The organism is Roseomonas sp. HF4 (assembly GCF_005222755.1).
Lineage (GTDB): Bacteria > Pseudomonadota > Alphaproteobacteria > Acetobacterales > Acetobacteraceae > Neoroseomonas.
In genome coordinates this window covers 415406-432086 of sequence record NZ_STGD01000002.1, presented here as the reverse complement: position 1 = coordinate 432086, position 16681 = coordinate 415406, and the positions used below count along the sequence as shown (strand labels likewise).

15 protein-coding genes are annotated in these 16681 nt (G+C 70.4%); 11 read left to right on the top strand and 4 right to left on the bottom strand.

Translation table 11 applies throughout. From position 1 onward, the window contains the following. The first annotated feature begins 59 nt into the window (after positions 1–59). The 9 genes from E8M80_RS04985 (at position 60) to E8M80_RS04945 (ending at position 9162) form a co-directional block, all read left to right on the top strand. Positions 60–1001: a chlorophyllide a reductase iron protein subunit X gene (locus tag E8M80_RS04985; RefSeq protein WP_206035578.1), complete on the top strand. Its 942-nt coding sequence runs from the start codon at positions 60–62 to the stop codon at positions 999–1001. Positions 1002–1073: 72 nt separating this feature from the next. Then, positions 1074–2516, top strand: coding sequence for a chlorophyllide a reductase subunit Y (bchY, locus tag E8M80_RS04980; protein ID WP_170979195.1), 1443 nt, complete (start codon positions 1074–1076; stop codon positions 2514–2516). Positions 2517–2518: 2 nt separating this feature from the next. Continuing rightward, a complete protein-coding gene (bchZ, locus tag E8M80_RS04975) occupies positions 2519–3958 on the top strand; it encodes a chlorophyllide a reductase subunit Z (RefSeq protein WP_137124538.1) in 1440 nt (479 codons plus the stop codon). Between the two features lie 136 nt (positions 3959–4094). Next, positions 4095–4271 carry a light-harvesting protein gene (locus tag E8M80_RS04970; protein ID WP_137124537.1) on the top strand — a complete coding sequence of 59 codons (177 nt, stop codon included), beginning with the start codon at positions 4095–4097 and terminating at the stop codon, positions 4269–4271. 27 nt (positions 4272–4298) lie between these two features. Next, the gene (gene pufA / locus E8M80_RS04965; RefSeq protein WP_137124536.1) at positions 4299–4478 is read left to right on the top strand and encodes a light-harvesting antenna LH1, alpha subunit; all 180 of its coding nucleotides are present in this window, start codon (positions 4299–4301) and stop codon (positions 4476–4478) included. Between the two features lie 123 nt (positions 4479–4601). Further along, complete coding sequence (gene pufL / locus E8M80_RS04960) at positions 4602–5429, top strand: photosynthetic reaction center subunit L (RefSeq protein ID WP_137124535.1); 828 nt, start codon at positions 4602–4604, stop codon at positions 5427–5429. 22 nt (positions 5430–5451) lie between these two features. Next, positions 5452–6432, top strand: coding sequence for a photosynthetic reaction center subunit M (gene pufM / locus E8M80_RS04955; RefSeq protein ID WP_137124534.1), 981 nt, complete (start codon positions 5452–5454; stop codon positions 6430–6432). Next, positions 6429–7526, top strand: a complete 1098-nt coding sequence (gene pufC, locus E8M80_RS04950; protein WP_137124533.1) for a photosynthetic reaction center cytochrome PufC — start codon at positions 6429–6431, stop codon at positions 7524–7526. The genes pufM and pufC overlap by 4 nt, the downstream gene beginning before the upstream one ends. 94 nt (positions 7527–7620) lie before the next feature. Further along, a complete protein-coding gene (locus tag E8M80_RS04945; RefSeq protein WP_137124532.1) occupies positions 7621–9162 on the top strand; it encodes a phytoene desaturase in 1542 nt (513 codons plus the stop codon). Here E8M80_RS04945 and crtD read toward each other — a convergent pair. After that, positions 9137–10660, bottom strand: a complete 1524-nt coding sequence (gene crtD, locus E8M80_RS04940) for a 1-hydroxycarotenoid 3,4-desaturase CrtD (protein ID WP_137124531.1) — start codon at positions 10658–10660, stop codon at positions 9137–9139. The two genes, E8M80_RS04945 and crtD, sit on opposite strands and share 26 nt — an antisense overlap. Positions 10661–10666: 6 nt before the next feature. After that, entirely contained in the window at positions 10667–11404 is a 738-nt protein-coding gene (locus tag E8M80_RS04935) for a hypothetical protein (protein ID WP_137124530.1), read from the bottom strand. Between the two features lie 109 nt (positions 11405–11513). Here E8M80_RS04935 and E8M80_RS04930 point away from each other — a divergent pair, with 109 nt between their 5' ends. Together E8M80_RS04930 and E8M80_RS04925 are read left to right on the top strand one after the other, a co-directional pair. After that, the gene (locus E8M80_RS04930; protein ID WP_206035568.1) at positions 11514–12902 is read left to right on the top strand and encodes a cytochrome P450; all 1389 of its coding nucleotides are present in this window, start codon (positions 11514–11516) and stop codon (positions 12900–12902) included. Then, entirely contained in the window at positions 12899–14104 is a 1206-nt protein-coding gene (locus tag E8M80_RS04925; protein ID WP_137124529.1) for an ATP-grasp domain-containing protein, read from the top strand. The genes E8M80_RS04930 and E8M80_RS04925 overlap by 4 nt, the downstream gene beginning before the upstream one ends. Here the strand turns inward: E8M80_RS04925 and E8M80_RS04920 are convergent. Both E8M80_RS04920 and E8M80_RS04915 read right to left on the bottom strand, forming a co-directional pair. Beyond that, complete coding sequence (locus E8M80_RS04920; protein ID WP_240789894.1) at positions 14031–14966, bottom strand: carotenoid 1,2-hydratase; 936 nt, start codon at positions 14964–14966, stop codon at positions 14031–14033. The genes E8M80_RS04925 and E8M80_RS04920 overlap by 74 nt on opposite strands. Next, positions 14963–16600, bottom strand: a complete 1638-nt coding sequence (locus E8M80_RS04915; RefSeq protein ID WP_137124528.1) for a GMC family oxidoreductase — start codon at positions 16598–16600, stop codon at positions 14963–14965. Before E8M80_RS04915 ends, E8M80_RS04920 begins: the two co-directional genes overlap by 4 nt. Positions 16601–16681 lie beyond the last annotated feature (81 nt).

Sequence of the window (16681 nt, the reverse complement as noted above, 5' to 3'; positions counted from 1 at the left end):
TCACGCCGCCGCCCGCGACACCCGCCAGCCAGGCCGAGCGCCTGCGCGCCGAGGCGGCGATGCCGCTCGACCCCGTGCCGACCGGGGAGGCGAAGAAGGACACGCAGGTGATCGCGATCTACGGCAAGGGCGGCATCGGCAAGTCGTTCACGCTGGCGAACCTGTCCTACATGATGGCGCAGCAGGGCAAGCGCGTGCTGCTCATCGGCTGCGATCCGAAGTCGGACACCACCTCGCTGCTGTTCGGCGGGCGGTCCTGCCCGACCATCATCGAGACCTCGTCGAAGAAGAAGCTGGCCGGCGAGCAGGTGCAGATCGGCGATGTCTGCTTCAAGCGCGACGGCGTCTTCGCGATGGAACTCGGCGGGCCGGAAGTGGGCCGCGGCTGCGGCGGGCGCGGCATCATCCACGGCTTCGAGCTGCTGGAGAAGCTGGGCTTCCACCAGTGGGACTTCGACTACGTGCTGCTCGACTTCCTGGGCGACGTGGTCTGCGGCGGCTTCGGCCTGCCGATCGCGCGCGACATGTGCCAGAAGGTCATCGTCGTCGGCTCGAACGACCTGCAGTCGCTGTACGTCGCGAACAACGTCTGCTCGGCGGTGGAGTATTTCCGCAAGCTGGGCGGCAATGTCGGCGTCGCCGGCATGGTGGTGAACAAGGACGACGGCACGGGCGAGGCCGCGGCCTTCGCCGCCGCCGCTGGCATCCCGGTGCTCGCCGCCATCCCGCAGGATGACGACATCCGGCGCAAGAGCGCGAATTACGAGATCATCGGCACGCCCGACAGCCAGTGGGGCGCGCTGTTCCAGGCGCTGGGCGTGCAGGTGGCGGAAGCCCCGCCGCTGCGCCCGAAGCCGCTGACGCATGACGAGCTGCTCGGCCTGTTCAAGGGCGAGGCGGTCGGCCGCGGCGTGGTCCTGAACCCGGCGACCATGGAGGACATGTGCGGCGCCGAGGTGATCACGAGGCCGTCCCTCGAAGTGGTCTACGAGGGCGTCTGAGCGATGGACGCGCTGCCTCCCACTGGCCCTCCCGCATCGGCTGACGGCGGCTGCCACGGCGGTCGCGAGACCATGCTGGAAGCCGCGCGCGCCGCCGGGAAGGGCGAGGCGATGGAACGCCTGGCCGCCGACTACCCCAAGGGTCCGCACGATCAGCCGCAATCCATGTGCCCGGCCTTCGGGTCGCTGCGCGTCGGGCTGCGGATGAGGCGGGTGGCGACGATCCTTTCGGGCAGCGCGTGCTGCGTCTACGGGCTGACCTTCACCAGTCACTTCTACGGCGCGAAGCGGACCGTGGGCTACGTGCCCTTCAATTCCGAGACGCTGGTCACCGGCAAGCTGTTCGAGGACATCCGCGACGCCGTGCACGCGACAGCGCGGCCCGAGGATTACGACGCGGTGGTCATCACGAACCTCTGCGTGCCGACGGCGTCCGGCGTGCCGCTGGAATTGCTGCCGAAGCAGATCAACGGCGTGCGGATCATCGGCATCGACGTGCCGGGCTTCGGCGTGCCGACGCATGCGGAAGCGAAGGACGTGCTGGCGGGTGCGATGCTGCGCTACGCGCGCAACGAGGCCGAGGCCGGCGCCGTGGCGCGCCCGCGCAACCTGGTCGAGGGCGAGCCGACCGTCGCGCTGATCGGCGAGATGTTCCCCGGTGACCCGCCGGGCATCGGCGCCCTGCTCGGCGCGATGGGGCTTTCGCTGGCGCCGTCCACGCCGTGCCGCGAATGGCGCGACCTGTATGCGGCGCTGGACTGCGTGGTCGCCGCGGCGGTTCATCCCTTCTACACGGCGAGCATCCGCGAATTCAAAGCCGCCGGGCGTCCGGTGGTGGGGTCGGGGCCGGTCGGCGTCGATGGCACGGCCGCCTGGCTCGAAGCGATCGGTGCTGCGGCCGGCGTGCCGCAGGCGAGGGTCGACGCGGCGAAGCAGCGCTTCCTGCCGGCCATCGCCGGCGCGCTTGCCGCATCGCCGGTCAAGGCGCGCGTGACGGTCTCGGGCTATGAGGGATCGGAACTGCTGGTCGCGCGCCTGCTGGTCGAGGCCGGCGCCGAGGTGCCCTATGTCGGCACCGCCTGCCCGCGCACGGAATGGAGCAACGCCGACCGCGAATGGCTCGAGGCGCGCGGGGTGCATGTGCAGTACCGCGCCTCGCTCGAGCAGGACATGGCCGCGATGCGCGACGCGAAGCCGGATCTCGCGCTCGGCACGACGCCGCTGGTGCAGAAGGCCAAGGAACTCGGCATCCCCGCGCTCTATTTCACCAACATGGTGAGTGCGCGCCCGCTGTTCGGGCCCGCGGGCGCGGCGTCGCTGGCGGGCATCGTCGCAGCGCAGGTGGGGCAGCGCGAACGCATGTCGCGCATGGTTGGCTTCTTCGAGGGCGTCGGCACGCCCGATGGCGCGGGCTACGGCTTCCGCGAGAAGCCATCCGATCCGCCCGGCTTCCGCGAGCGGCAGCGCAAGCTGCGCGCCGCGAAGGCCAAGGCCGAAGAAGCGGTGGGGACCTGACGATGCTCGTCCTCGATCACGACCGGGCAGGGGGCTATTGGGGCGCGGTCTACGCGTTCTCCGCCGTGCGTGGCCTGCGCGTCATCATCGACGGGCCGGTTGGGTGCGAGAACCTGCCGGTCACGGCGGTGCTGCACTACACCGACGCGCTGCCGCCGCATGAGCTGCCGATCGTGGTGACGGGCCTCGACGAAGAGGCGCTGTCCCAGACCGGCACCGAAGGCCCGATGAAGCGCGCGGCCGCCACGCAGGACCCCGACCTGCCCGCGGTGGTGGTGACCGGTTCGATCGCCGAGATGATCGGCGGTGGCGTGACGCCGCAGGGATCCAACCTGCAGCGCTTCATCCCGCGCACGATCGACGAGGACCAGTGGCAGTCCGCCGATCGCGCCATCAACTGGCTCTGGACGGAATTCGGCAGCAAGCGCGGCAAGATCAAGCCGCGCACGCGCAAGGACGGCGAGAGGCCCCGCGTCAACATCATCGGCCCGATTTACGGCACCTTCAACATGCCGTCTGACTTGGCCGAGATCCGGCGCCTGGTCGAGGGCATCGGCTGCGAGATCAACCTGCTCTTCCCGCTCGGCAGCCATGTCGAGGACATCGGCAAGCTGCCCGACGCCGATGTGAACATCTGCATGTACCGGGAATTCGGGCGGCGGCTGTGCGAGACGCTCGAGCGCCCCTACCTGATGGCGCCGTTCGGGATCTTCGCCACCACCAATTTCCTGCGCAAGCTCGGCGAACTGACCGGGCTCGACCCCGAACCCTTCATCGAGCGCGAGAAGCACAGCACGATCAAGCCGATCTGGGACCTGTGGCGCTCGGTCACGCAGGACTTCTTCGCCACTGCCGCCTTCGGCGTGAGCGCCACCGAGACCTACACGCGCGGCCTGCAGCGCTTCCTGTCGGACGAGATGGGCGTGCCCTGCGCCTTCGCATTCGCCCGCAAGCCGGGCGAGAAGCCCGACAACCAGGCGGTGCGCGACGCCTTCCGCAAGTCCCCGCCGCTGGTCATCTTCGGGTCGTTCAACGAGAGGATGTACGCGCAGGAGGCGGGATGCCGCGCCGCCTACATCCCCGCGTCCTTCCCCGGCGCGATCATCCGCCGCGCCACCGGCACGCCTTTCATGGGCTACGCCGGCGCGACCTACATCGTGCAGGAATACTGCAACGCGCTGTTCGATGCGCTGTTCCACATCCTCCCCCTCGCGACAGAGATGGACAAGGTGGAGCCGACGCCCGCGCGCCCCGTCGAGCGCTGGGAGCCCGAGGCGAGCGCGCTGCTCGACCGGATGGTGGAGAGCGAACCCTTCCTGCTGCGCATCTCGGCGGCCAAGCGCCTGCGCGAACGCATCGAGCGCGACGCGCGGGACGCGCGGGAAGACCGCATCACGGCCGCGCGCGTCGCGCAGAGCCTGGAACTTGAGGGCGTGTCATGACGCGCGCCCCGTCATCGCGCGCGCCCGCCGTGGCGCGCGCCGACAGTCGGCCAGGGTGGTGTCTTGCCCCCCGGGCGATCCCTGCCGCGCGGGACGAGCGCGGTAACCGCCGAAAGGCGACGGTGGAGGTCTCCCAATGACCGAAGCACGTACGCGTCTGACGGAGGAACAGGCCCGAGAGGTCCATTCCCTGGTTGTCCAGGGTTGGGTGTTCTCGGTCTTCGCCTCCATGGGCGCTCATATCCTGGTCTGGCTGTGGCGGCCGATGGTCTACGCGGGCCAGATGGTCCCGCCCGACTGGCGCTTCTTCTGAAGCAGAACCGGAAAGGACCAGAAGCCAATGCATAAGATCTGGATGGTCATCGACGCACGCCGCGTGGGGTTCCTCGGCGCGGCTGGCGTGATGGCGGTGGCACTGCTGATCCACTTCGTGGTGCTCAGCTCGCCCCGCTACTGCGACCACCTCGGCTGGTGCGCGACCACGCCGACCTTCACCCCCGGCCAGCGCGTCGGGGGCTGAAGCCAGCGTACCGCGCCGCGCTGCGGCGGACTGGGCGAGGCCCCTGACAGGGCCTCGCCCGCACACCCCAAAGGGCCGTGACCGGACGGCGGGTTCCACCCGCCCAAGGGAGGAGTTGAAGCGATGGCCATGCTCACTTTCGAGCGCAAGTACCGTGTGCGCGGCGGCACCCTTGTCGGGGGCGACCTGTTCGACTTCTGGATCGGGCCGTTCTGGATCGGGTTCTTCGGCGTGACGACGGCGTTCTTCAGCTTCGTCGGCACCGGGCTCATCCTGTATGGCGCGGCCATCCAGGGCACCTGGAACCCGTGGCTGATCAACATCCCGCCGCCTGATCTCGCCTATGGCCTGCGGCTCGCGCCGCTGCGCGAAGGCGGGCTTTGGCAGTGGATCACGATCTGCGCGATCGGCGCCTTCGTATCCTGGGCGCTGCGCCAGGCGGAGATCAGCCGCAAGCTCGGCATGGGGCTTCACATCCCGATCGCCTACGGCGTCGCGGTCTTCGCCTATGTCACGCTGGTGGTGATCCGCCCGGTGCTGCTGGGCGCCTGGGGCCACGGCTTCCCATACGGGATCTGGAGCCACCTCGATTGGGTCTCCAACGTCGGCTACCAGTTCCTGCACTTCCACTACAACCCGGCGCACATGATCGCAGTGACGTTCTTCTTCACGACCGTCCTCGCGCTCTCGCTGCACGGTGCGCTGGTCCTCTCGGCGCTCAACCCGCCCGAGGGCGAGACGGTCAAGACCGCCGAGCACGAGAACACCTTCTTCCGCGACTTCATCGGCTACTCGATCGGCACGTTGGGCATCCACCGGCTCGGCCTGTTCCTCGCGCTGTCGGCCGGGTTCTGGAGCGCCGTGTGCATCGTGATCAGCGGCCCGTTCTGGACGCGTGGCTGGCCCGAATGGTGGGGCTGGTGGCTGAACCTGCCAATCTGGCGCCACTGACGGGAAGGGGAGACGAATCGCCATGCCCGAATACCAGAACATCTTCACCCGGGTTCAGGTGCGCGGTCCCGCGCCCTATCCCGGGGTGCCGCTCCCCGCGGACTCAGAGCCGCGGGCGGGGACGCCGCGCTTCGTCCACCTGTTCGGTCGCCTCGGCGACGCGCAGGTGGGGCCGATCTACCTCGGCTACACGGGGCTGCTCTCGATCCTCTTCGGCTTCATCGCCTTCGAGATCATCGGCCTCAACATGCTGGCCTCGGTGAACTGGGATCCGATCCAGTTCGTGCGGCAGCTCTTCTGGCTGGCGCTCGAGCCGCCGGGCCCGCAATACGGGCTGCAGTTCCCGCCGATGCGCGAGGGCGGCTGGTGGCTGGTCGCCGGCTTCTTCCTGACCGCCTCGCTGCTGCTCTGGTGGGTGCGCACCTATCTCAGGGCGCGCGCGCTCGGCATGGGCACGCATGTCGCCTGGGCCTTCGCGGCGGCGATCTGGCTGTACCTGGTGCTGGGCTTCATCCGCCCGATCGCCATGGGGTCCTGGAGCGAGGCGGTGCCCTTCGGCATCTTCCCGCACCTTGACTGGACCGCGGCCTTCTCCATTCGCTACGGGAACCTCTTCTACAACCCGTTCCACGCGCTCTCGATCGTGTTCCTGTATGGCGCGACGCTGCTGTTCGCGATGCACGGCGCGACGATCCTGGCGCTCGGCCGCTACGGCGGTGAACGCGAGATCGAGCTCACGCTGGACCGTGGCACCGCGGCCGAGCGCGGCGGGCTCTTCTGGCGCTGGACCATGGGCTTCAATGCGACCTTCGAGAGCATCCATCGCTGGGCCTGGTGGTTCGCGGTGCTGTGCCCGATCACCGGCGGCATCGGCATCCTGCTGACCGGCACGGTGGTGGACAATTGGTACCTCTGGGCAGTCGACCGCCACTTCGCGCCCGCCTATCCGCAACTCTGGGCGCCGGTGGCCGACCCGGCCCTGCTGCAAGGAGCGCCGCGATGAGCAGCTGGACCAATCTCAAGATCGGTGCGGCCGTCGGCGCGCTCGTCGTCACCGCGCTGCTGCTGCCGACGTTCGAGCGGCTGCCGGTCGACACCAGCCAGAACGGCTTCCGCGGCACCGCCATGGAGCACGTGACCAATCCGCGCCTGCGGGCGCGGACCCTGGCGGCGAACGAAGTGCCGCCGGTACTCGACGCCGCCGACAACGAGGGCGACCGCGCCAGCACGCTGTATGAGAACGTGCAGGTGCTGGGCGACCTCTCCAACGCGCAGTTCCTGCGCGTGATGCTGGCCATGACCGAATGGGTCGTGCCGCAGGCGGTGCGCGATGCCGGCAACGGCTGCGCCTACTGCCACAACATCGAGAACATGGCGTCCGACGAGGTCTACACCAAGGCGGTGTCGCGCCGGATGCTTCAGATGGTCGCGACCATCAACAACCATCCGCATGTCGGCCAGACCGGCGTGACCTGCTACACCTGCCACCGCGGGCAGGCCGTGCCGTCCGAGGCCTGGTCCACCCTGCCGACCTCGCGCGCCGGGTTGCAGGCGCCGACCGGACAGAATACGCCGTCGCGGGCGGCCGGTGGGTCGTCGTTGCCCACCGACCCGTTCACGCCCTACCTGCTGCAGGACCGCGAGATCCGCGTCATCACCGCGAACACCTCGCTGCCCGGTTACAACGCCAGCAGCATCCAGCAGACCGAGTGGACCTATGCGCTGATGATGCACATGTCCACGAGCCTCGGCGTGAACTGCACCTTCTGCCACAACAGCCGCGCCTTCTCGAACTGGGAACAGAGCCCGCCGCAGCGGCTGACGGCGTGGCACGGCATCCGCATGGTCCGGGAGGTCAACATGACCTACATCGAACCGCTGACGCCGCTGTGGCAGGCCAATCCCAACGGGCCGCCGGAAGCGGGACCGCGCGTCGCGCGCCTCGGGCCCATGGGCGACGCGATGAAGGCCAACTGCACCACATGCCATCGGGGACTGAACCGCCCGTTGAACGGCGCCCCGATGCTCCAGGACTATCCCGAACTGCGCATGGTGCGCTCCAGCCCCGCCCGGTCGGCGGCGCTGGCACCGCAGTGATGACGGCGGCGGCGACACTCCCCGGCCGCCGCCGGGGGTAGGTGGGGGGGGCGGCAGGTCCGCTCCCCCCCTTTTTTTTCTGGAGGCCCGGCGCATGGCACTCGACGGCACGAGCATGGCGCAGGATCCGCGGCCCCATGCGGTGATCATCGGCTCGGGCTTCGGCGGCCTTGCCGCCGCGATCCGCCTCGGTGCCCGGGGTTGGCGCGTCACGGTGCTCGAGAAGCTGGATGCGCCGGGCGGGCGTGCCTACGTCTTCCGGCAGGACGGCTTCACCTTCGACGCCGGGCCGACCATCATCACCGCGCCCTACCTGCTCGAGGAACTGTGGTCGATGGCCGGCGGGCGGCTCGCCGACGACGTGGACCTGCGCGAGCTCGAGCCCTTCTACTTCATCCGCTTCGACGACGGCACGGTGATGCGCTGCAGCGCCGACCTCGATGCGACGCGCGACGAGGTCCGTCGCATCGCGCCCGAGGACCTGGCCGGCTTCGACCGCTTCATTGCCGCGAGCGAGCGCATCTATAGCATCGCCTTCGAGAAGCTGGCCGACCAGCCCTTCCATCGCTTCGGCACGCTGCTGAAGGCGGCGCCCGACATGATCCGCCTGCAGGGCTACCGGACCGTCTTCTCCAAGGTCTCGGACTACTTCACGAATCCGAAGCTGCGCGTCGCCTTCTCTTTCCATCCGCTGCTGATCGGCGGCAATCCGCTGACCACCACGGCGTATTACTGCCTGATCGCGCATCTCGAGCGGAAGCACCGCGTGCACTACGCGATGGGCGGCATGGGCGCGCTTGTGCAGGGCATGGCGGGGCTCATCGCGCGCCTCGGCGGCACGGTCCGCTGCAATGCCGAGGTCGCGCGGATCGAGGTTGAAGGCGGGCGCGCGACGGGCGTGACACTCGCCTCGGGCGAACGCGTCGATGCCGACATCGTCGTCTCCAACGCCGATGTCGCCTGGACCTATTCCAGGCTGCTCGGCCACCATCCGCGCCGGCGCTGGACGGACCGCCGGATCGCGCGCGCGCGCTACTCCATGAGCCTGTTCGTCTGGTACTTCGGCACGAAGCGCTGCTACGAGGACGTCTACCACCACACCATGGTCCTCGGCCCGCGCTACCAGGAATTGCTGACCGACATCTTCAGCCGCAAGCGGCTGGCGGAGGATTTCAGCCTCTATCTCCACCGTCCCTCCGCCAGCGACCCGTCGCTGGCACCCGAGGGGTGCGACGCCTTCTACGTGCTCGCACCCGTGCCGCATCTCGGCAGCGGGACCGACTGGGCCGTGCAGGCGGAGCCCTATCGCGCCGCCATCCAGAAGCGCCTGGAGGAGACCGTGCTGCCAGGGCTCGGCGAAGCGCTCGTCACGTCCCGCATCATGACGCCGCAGGATTTCCGCGACCGGCTTCTCTCGGTGAACGGATCCGCCTTCGCGCTCGAGCCGCAACTGTTCCAGAGCGCCTGGTTCCGTCCGCACAATGTCAGCGAGGAGGTCGCGAACCTGTTCCTTGTCGGCGCGGGCACGCATCCCGGCGCCGGGGTGCCGGGCGTGATCTCCTCGGCGAAGATCCTCGACCAGGTGGTGCCCGCGGGCCGCGACTGGGTCTTCAGCGGCCAACCGGCAGCGCGATGACGCGGCGCGGCCGGCCGGCGCGGTCTTCCAGCAGCCGCGCTGCCGCCAGCCGCCCGGACATGGTCGCCATCGGCACGCCCGGCCCGGGATGGACGCCGCCGCCCGCCAGATAGAGGCCGGGGATCGGCGTGCGCGCGCCGGGCCGTGCGAAGGACCCGCCGAAGCCGTGGCCGAGCCGTCCGTAGAGCGCGCCACCCGTGCCCGGGAACAGCGCATGGAAGCCGGCCGGCGTGGTCGCGACCGAGGCGCCGTCCTCGACGCGGATACGGAGGCCGCAGGCCTCGGTCAGCGCAAAGGCGCGCTGCGCGACATCGGCCGCATCGGGCTCGGCGCGGTCCCCGTCGGGCGGCGCGTTGACCAGCAGCAGCATGCGCTCACGCGTGCCGGGCGCGGGGCGGGTTTCGCCGCCGCGGTCCTGCGCGCAGAGATAGACCGTGGGCGCCGCCACGATGGCGCGGCGGCGAAAGATGGCGTCGAACTCGGCCGCGTAGTCCTCGGCGAAGAAGACATTGTGGTGGTCGAGGTCGAAGCCCTCGGTCGGGGCGTCCAGGCAGAGCGTCACGGCGGACAGCGTCCGCTGGTCGCGCGGCACGGGCGCCGCGGCGGGGCGCGCGGCCTCCCCCAGCAGCCCGGCGGCCAGCGCATCCGGCGCGCCGTTGAAGACGACGGCATCGGCCTCGATGCGCTCCCCGTCCGCGAGCTCGACGCCGGCGGCACGTCCGCGCAGCACGTGGATGCGCCGGACCTCGGCGCCGAAGCGGAAGGTGGCGCCCTGCGCCGTGGCCAGGTCGCGCACCGCCTCGGCCACGCGCCGCATGCCGCCGTCCACGAGCCAGACGCCCTCCTGCTCGACATGCGCGATCAACATCAGCGTCGCCGGCGCCGCGAAGGGGGAACAGCCGACATAGGTCGCGTAGCGCGCGAACAATTGCCGCAGCCGCGGGTCCGAGAAATGCTCGCCGAGCGCGGACCAGAGCGTCGCGAAGGGCGTGGTACGCACCAGCGCGCCGATGTTGCCGAGGCCGACGCGCTGCACCAGGTCGAACTGGGATGGCCGTTCGGACGCGATGAAGGGCCCGACCAGGGTACGGTAGATGTCGGCGCTCCGCTTGCAGAGCGCGCGGTAGCCGGCAGCATCGCGCGCGCCGGCGAAGTCCCCGATCGCCTCGGCCGAGCGCTCGCGGTCGGCGAACAGGTCGAGCCGTCCGCCACGGCGCCAGGCGTGCCGCGCCAGGATCCCGGCCCGCGTGAGTGTCAGCGCATCCTCGACCCGCCGGCCGGCGTCGCCGAACAGCCCGTCGAAGACCCATTTCATGGTGAAGACCGTGGGCCCGCCGTCGATCCCGGCGGCGCCGTCCACCTCGACGCGGCGCATCTTTCCGCCGGGCGCGGCCGCGCGGTCGAGCACCGTCACGCGCGCGCCGCGCCGCGCGAGGTCGGCCGCTGCCGCGAGCCCGCCCATGCCGGCGCCCACGACGATGACGCGAAGCTCGGCCACGGCGCCTCAGGCGGCGGCCGGCCTGCGCGCCGCGAACTGCCGGTCGACGGCGCGCCAGTGCCACAGGATCAGCGCGATGCCCGTGCCGCAAGGGATCGCCCACATCACCGGGTGCAGCGCCAGTTCCGGCAGGATGCGCACCGATCCGAAGGCCATGAAGGCCGTGTAGACCGAGATGCCCGCGCCCACGAGCGCCTTCACGTGCTCCTTCAGCCAGTAGGTCGGGCCGGGCGCCTCGGCGCGGAGGAAGCGCAGGTTCGTCACGACCGTCGCGACCCCCACCGTGGCGATGCCGTACATGAGCGGCTGCCCGATCAGCCATGCCTGGAAGGCGCAGTTGACCGAGGCCAGCAGCAGAAGGTGCTGCAGCGCCATGTTGAGCGGCGTGCGGTTGCGCGCATGCCCGCCGCGCTTGTTCAGCACCGCGAGCCAGCCATACCAGGCGAGGTTCACGGTCAGCAGCCCCGTCGTCAGCATCATCCAGCCGAAGATGCCGCGCAGGAAGGCCGCGTCGAAGCGGCCTTCGAGGTGCGGGTGCGTGCCGATCGGGTCGATCAGCGTCAGCGTCGCCATGGCCATGGCGAGGCATCCCGTGACCAGCATGCAGCGGTTGAACAGCCGGCCCCAGCGGCGGTGATTGACGCCGCCCTTCCTGCCGATGACGGGAACCCAGAAGGCGACCGCCCCGGTGGCTCCCGTCACGATGTGGGCGGCGATGAGGCTGTGGAAGAGCAGCAGCTCCATCGCGCGGGACCTCGTGTTTCGAAGCGACAATCCAACTTGACAGATAGGACTGTCAAGCAACGGAATGGTGCGCCGATGCCCTGCGCCGCGAGGCCCCGAATTGAGCGCCATGCTCGACCTGCCCATGACGCCCTTCAGGCCTTTCGAGCCGCCGCATCCGCGGTCCCTGCCTGCCGTCGTGGCGCTGGTCCGCGCCATGCTCGAAGGGGAGGGCAACCTGCTCGGCCTGCTGCCGGCGGAAGCGTACCGGATGCCGATCGGCCCCCTCGGCTGGTCGCGCCGGTCGACCATCATCGTGAACCGGCCGGACCTGGTGCGGCACGTGCTGACCGACCCCGAGGGGATCTTCCCGAAAAGCGACCTGATGGTCGAGGCGCTTGACCCGCTGATCGGCGATTCCATCTTCGTCTCCTCCGGCGCCACCTGGCGGCGCCAGCGCGCGATGATCGACCCCGCGCTGTCCATGATGCGCGTGAACCGCGCCTTCCCGGCCATGGAAGCCGGCGCGGCGGCGGCGGAGGAGACGCTCGCGCGGGCCGCGCGCGAGGGAACGGCCTTCTCGCTCGACCTCGCGATGAGCCACCTCACGGCCGACATCATTTGCCGCACGGTCTTCTCGACCAGCCTGAAGAGCCAGGTCGCTCACGAGGTCTTCGACGCCTTCACCGACTTCGAGCGCAGCGTCGCGCAGGTCGAGATCCGCCGCCTGATCCTCGACCGCGCCTGGACGCGCATCCCGCAGAAGCGGCACGTGCTCGACGCCTGCGCGCTGATCCGCCGCCACCTCGGCGCGCTGCTCGACACGCATCTCGCGGCCGGCGCCGATTTCGACGACATCTGCCGCGCGGTGACCGAGGCGCGCGACGCCGAGGGCCGCGGCTTCACGCGCGACGAGCTGATCGACCAGCTCGGCGTGTTGTTCCTGGCAGGGCACGAGACGAGCGCCAGCGCGCTCACCTGGGTCTTCTTCCTGCTCGCCACGCAGCCCGCGCTGGTCGCGCGGCTGCGCGCCGAGGTGGCCGAGGTCTGCGGCGACGGCCCCGTCACCTTCGAGCACACGAAGCGCCTGCCCTTCATCCGCAACGTGTTCCGCGAGACGCTCCGCCTCTATCCCCCGATCACCTTCCTGCCGCGCGTGGCCAACGAGGCGACGGCGCTGGACGGCTATCGCATCCGGCGCGGCGCCCTGGTGATGGTCGCCCCCTGGGTGCTGCATCGCCACCAGGCCTACTGGAAGCGGCCGCACGTCTTTGACCCCGACCGCTTCGACGCGGGGCGGGAGGGCGAGGTGACCGCCGGCGCCTACATCCCCTTCGGCATCGGGCCGCGCGTCTGCGCCGGCGCGGCCTTCGCGCAGGTGGAGGCGGTGCTGCTGGTGGCGCGGCTGTTCCGGCGTTTCGACTTCCATGTCGCGGCGTCGGAAAAGGTGCGCCCTGCGGCGCGGCTGACGACCCGGCCCGTGGAGCAGATCATGGCCCGGGTGACGCCCGCGGCATGAGCGCGGGGACCGTCCTGCTCACGCTCGGGCGCCTGCCCAAGGCGCTGGACCTGGCGCGATCATTCCATGCCGCGGGATGGCGCGTGGTGGTGGCTGAGCCGTTCCGGCGGCATCTCGCCGGCGCGTCGCGGAGCGTCGCGCGCAGCGTCGTCGTCACGGCGCCGGCCACGGATCGCGAGGCGTATCTGGCCGGGCTGCTGCGCGTGGTCGAGGAGGAGGCCGCTGATCTCGTGCTGCCGGTCTCGGAGGAGGTCGTGCATGTCGCCGAGCTGCACGGGCGTCTGCCCGGGCGCACGCGGCTTTTCGCGATGCCCGCGGCCGCGGTTCTCGCCGCGCATGACAAGGGCGCCTTCGCGGCGGTGGCCGACCGGCTGGGACTCGCGGTGCCCCCCACGTATCCTCTGGGCAGCGAGGCGGCCGCGCTTCTGGCCGCGCGGCAGGATGTCGTGGTCAAGCCGCTGCATGCGTGCTCGGGCCGCGGCGTGCTGCGGCTGCGGCGGGGCGCGGTCCTGCCGGCCGCCGACCCGGCGGCGCCGGCCATCGTGCAGGGCATGATCGCGGGGCCGGAGCGCAGCACCTGCTCCCTGGTGCATGACGGCGTCGTCAGCGGCACGGTGGTCTACCAGGGCCTCATGCATTCGGGCTCGGTCAGCATCGCCTTCGAGCGCGTGGAGGACCTGCGGATCGAGGCCTTCGTGCGCGCCTATGCCTCGGCGACGCGCTGGACGGGCTTCCTCTCCTTCGACTTCATGCTGGATCACGAGGGCCATCCCTTCGCGATCGAGTGCAATCCGCGCACGACCAGCGGGCTGCATTTTTTCTCGGCTGAGGATCTGGCGCGCGCCGTGCTGGACCCGACGCATCCGCTGCGCTTCCAGCCCGAGACGCGGCTGCAGCAATTCTATTCCTGCCTGACGGAGACGCAACTCGGCCTGTTCCGCGGCGGGTTCGGGCGGAAGCTGCGGACGCTGCTGAAGACGCGCGACGTGACGTGGTCCCGGCATGATCCGAGACCCTTCCTGACCATGACGGCGACATCCTGGCCCATCATCCGCGAGGCCATGGCGCGGCGCGCGACCTTCGGGGAGGTCGCGACGCTCGATGTCGGCTGGCGCGGGGCGCCGCTGCCTACCGCAGCGCCCGCGGCACCCGGAACGGCAACATCGAGTACAGCACCGGCGAGCGGAAGCGCCGGAGATTGAGGTATTCGTGCATCGCCGTCGCCTCCTGGCCCAGGAGGCGCGTGCGGATCTCGGAGCGCGAATAGAAGGGCGCGTCCACCAGCGTGCGCGTGGCGCGTGCCTCCCCGCCCTCGGCCCGCGTTGGCCGGGGCAGGCGCCAGAGCGTGGGCGCCATGGCGGCGGCCGGCGGCGGCTCCATGTCCTCGACCGCGCCATCGGCCTTCACCCGCAGCGCCAGCGATTGCGCCGATCCGTCGGCGCGGGTCGCATTGTAGAGCACCGCCGTCTCCTCGCGGAGCGGCGCGCGGCACCAGTCCCACTCGGCGAAATCCTCCTCGAGCGGACGGTCGCCGGCATTGGTGTCGAAATAGGCGGGGCCGGACCAGCGGAGCGTCGGATGCGTCAGCGCCACCTCGACCCGCGCCCGCGCGGCGATGGGCTGCCAGCGGTGACGCCCCGCGCCGTCGAGCACGAAGGGACGGTCGGATACGGCATCGGGCAGCACGCGCACGCGCCCCGCGAGCCGGGAGGGGATCGGCGCCGTCACCTCCTCGATGTCGATGGTCACCGCCGTGCCGTCCCAGTGCAGGCTGGAGGGGCCGATCGTCAGTGTGTCGGCATCGCGGATCAGCGCGCGCGACCGCCGGTCCGTCATCGCCCAGCGACGGGGCGTGCCGTAGAGCGCGACGTTGAGGCAGCAATGCTCGGCGGGATCGACCTCGCCGCGCCGGTGCGCCCAGGCGTACCAGGGGGAGAAGACGGTGCCGATGAAGGCGATCAGCGTGATGCCCTGCGCGCCGTCATCTGACAGCGCGTCGATGTACCACCAGCGGTAGCCGCGGCTGCGAACGGGCTGGTCGAAGGACCAGGGCCGCGCCGTCACGCCGCTGCGCTCAGCGGTTCACGCTTGCGGATGAAGTCGGAGGCCTTCTCGGCGATCATCATCGTGGTCGCGTAGGTGTTCGCGGACGGCATGGACGGCATGACCGACGCATCGACGACGCGCAGCGCCTGGAGCCCATGCACCATCAGCCGGTCGTCCACGACCGAGGTCCTGTCCGTCTCCGGCCCCATGCGGCAGGTGCCGATCAGGTGGTAGGTGGTGACACCGTTGCGATAGGCGAAGTCGAGCAACTCGTCGTCGCGCTCGACGTTCAGCCCCGGCAGCGTCTCCTTCTCCAGGTGCCGCATCATCTGCGGCATGTGCAGCAGGCGGCGGATCAGGCGGATGCCGCCGAGATGGACGCGCCGGTCGTTCTCGTCGCTCAGGTAGTTCGGCTGGATCTCCGGGTCCTCGAAGACGTCGGTGCTTTTCGCGCGCACCCAGCCGGTGCTGTCGGGCCGGTGCTGCCAGGCGCCGGCGGTGCAGCCGGGATATTCGTCGAAGACGTAGACCTTGCCCTCGGCATAGGAGCCGGGGGTAAAGACGCCCTGCAGGTCGGGTTCGTCCAGCCCCTCGAAGGATTTCCAGAACAGGTGCACGTGCGACGGTGCGGTGGCGAGGATGGAAGGCCGCCCCGTCGCCCAGCGCGCCACCTGCTTCACCAGGCCGAAGCCGCGCGCGAGCTCGTTCAGCGTCTGGATGCCCGGCTTGGCGCGCATGACGAGACGTGAGGCGTAGTGGTCGCGGAAATTCTCGCCGACCGGCAATTCGTGGAAGACCGGCACGCCGATGCGCGCCAGCGTGGACGCCGGCCCGATGCCTGAGAGTTGCATCAGCCGCGCCGTGTTCACCGTGCCGGCCGAGAGGATCACTTCCCGCCGCGCCCGCACCTCCCGCGCCGGGCCGCCGCGCTCGGTGACGTAGCGGATGCCGACGGCGCGCTTCCCTTCGAACAGAATGGCCGAGGCGCGCGCATGGGTGCGGACTTCCAGTTCGGGCCGCGCCATGGCGGGCTTGAGGAAGGCGCGCGCCGCGGAGACGCGCCAGCCGCCCTGGATGCCGCGCTGGAAATAGCCGACGCCGGCCTGGTCGCCGCTGTTGTAGTCCGGGTTGCGCGGCAGCCCGGCCGCGACGCAGCCCTCCATGAAGGCTTCCGAGAGCGGGTGGATCCAGTCCATGTCCGTGACCGGCAGGCCGCCCTGCTTGCCGCGGCGGTCGTCGCGGCCGTAGCCGATGCGGTTCTCGGTCCGCATGTAGTAGGGCAGGCAATCCGCATAGCCCCAGCCGCGGTTGCCGCGCTGCGCCCAACTGTCGAGGTCCGCCGGCTGCCCCCGGTTGTAGATCATGCCGTTGACCGAGGACGACCCGCCCAGCGTCCGCCCCTGGATGGTCTTGATGCGGCGCCCGCCGGTGCGCTCCGTAGGCTCGGTGCTGAACTGCCAGGTGACCGAGGGGTCGACCAGCGTCTTTATGAAGCCGGCCGGCAAATGGATGAAGAAGTTGCGGTCGGGCGGCCCCGCCTCCAGCACGCAGACGCTGACGCCGGGGTCCTCGGTCAGCCGCGCCGCCAGGATCGATCCTGCGGCGCCGGCGCCGACGATGACGTAGTCGAAGGTGTCGGGCGTGCTGGCCATGGCGGGCGGGCGTCTCCTGCGCTAATTCCCGATGCCTAGCCTAGGCGCGCGGGGGCCGTCCCGCCAGACCGCGCGCCCCGA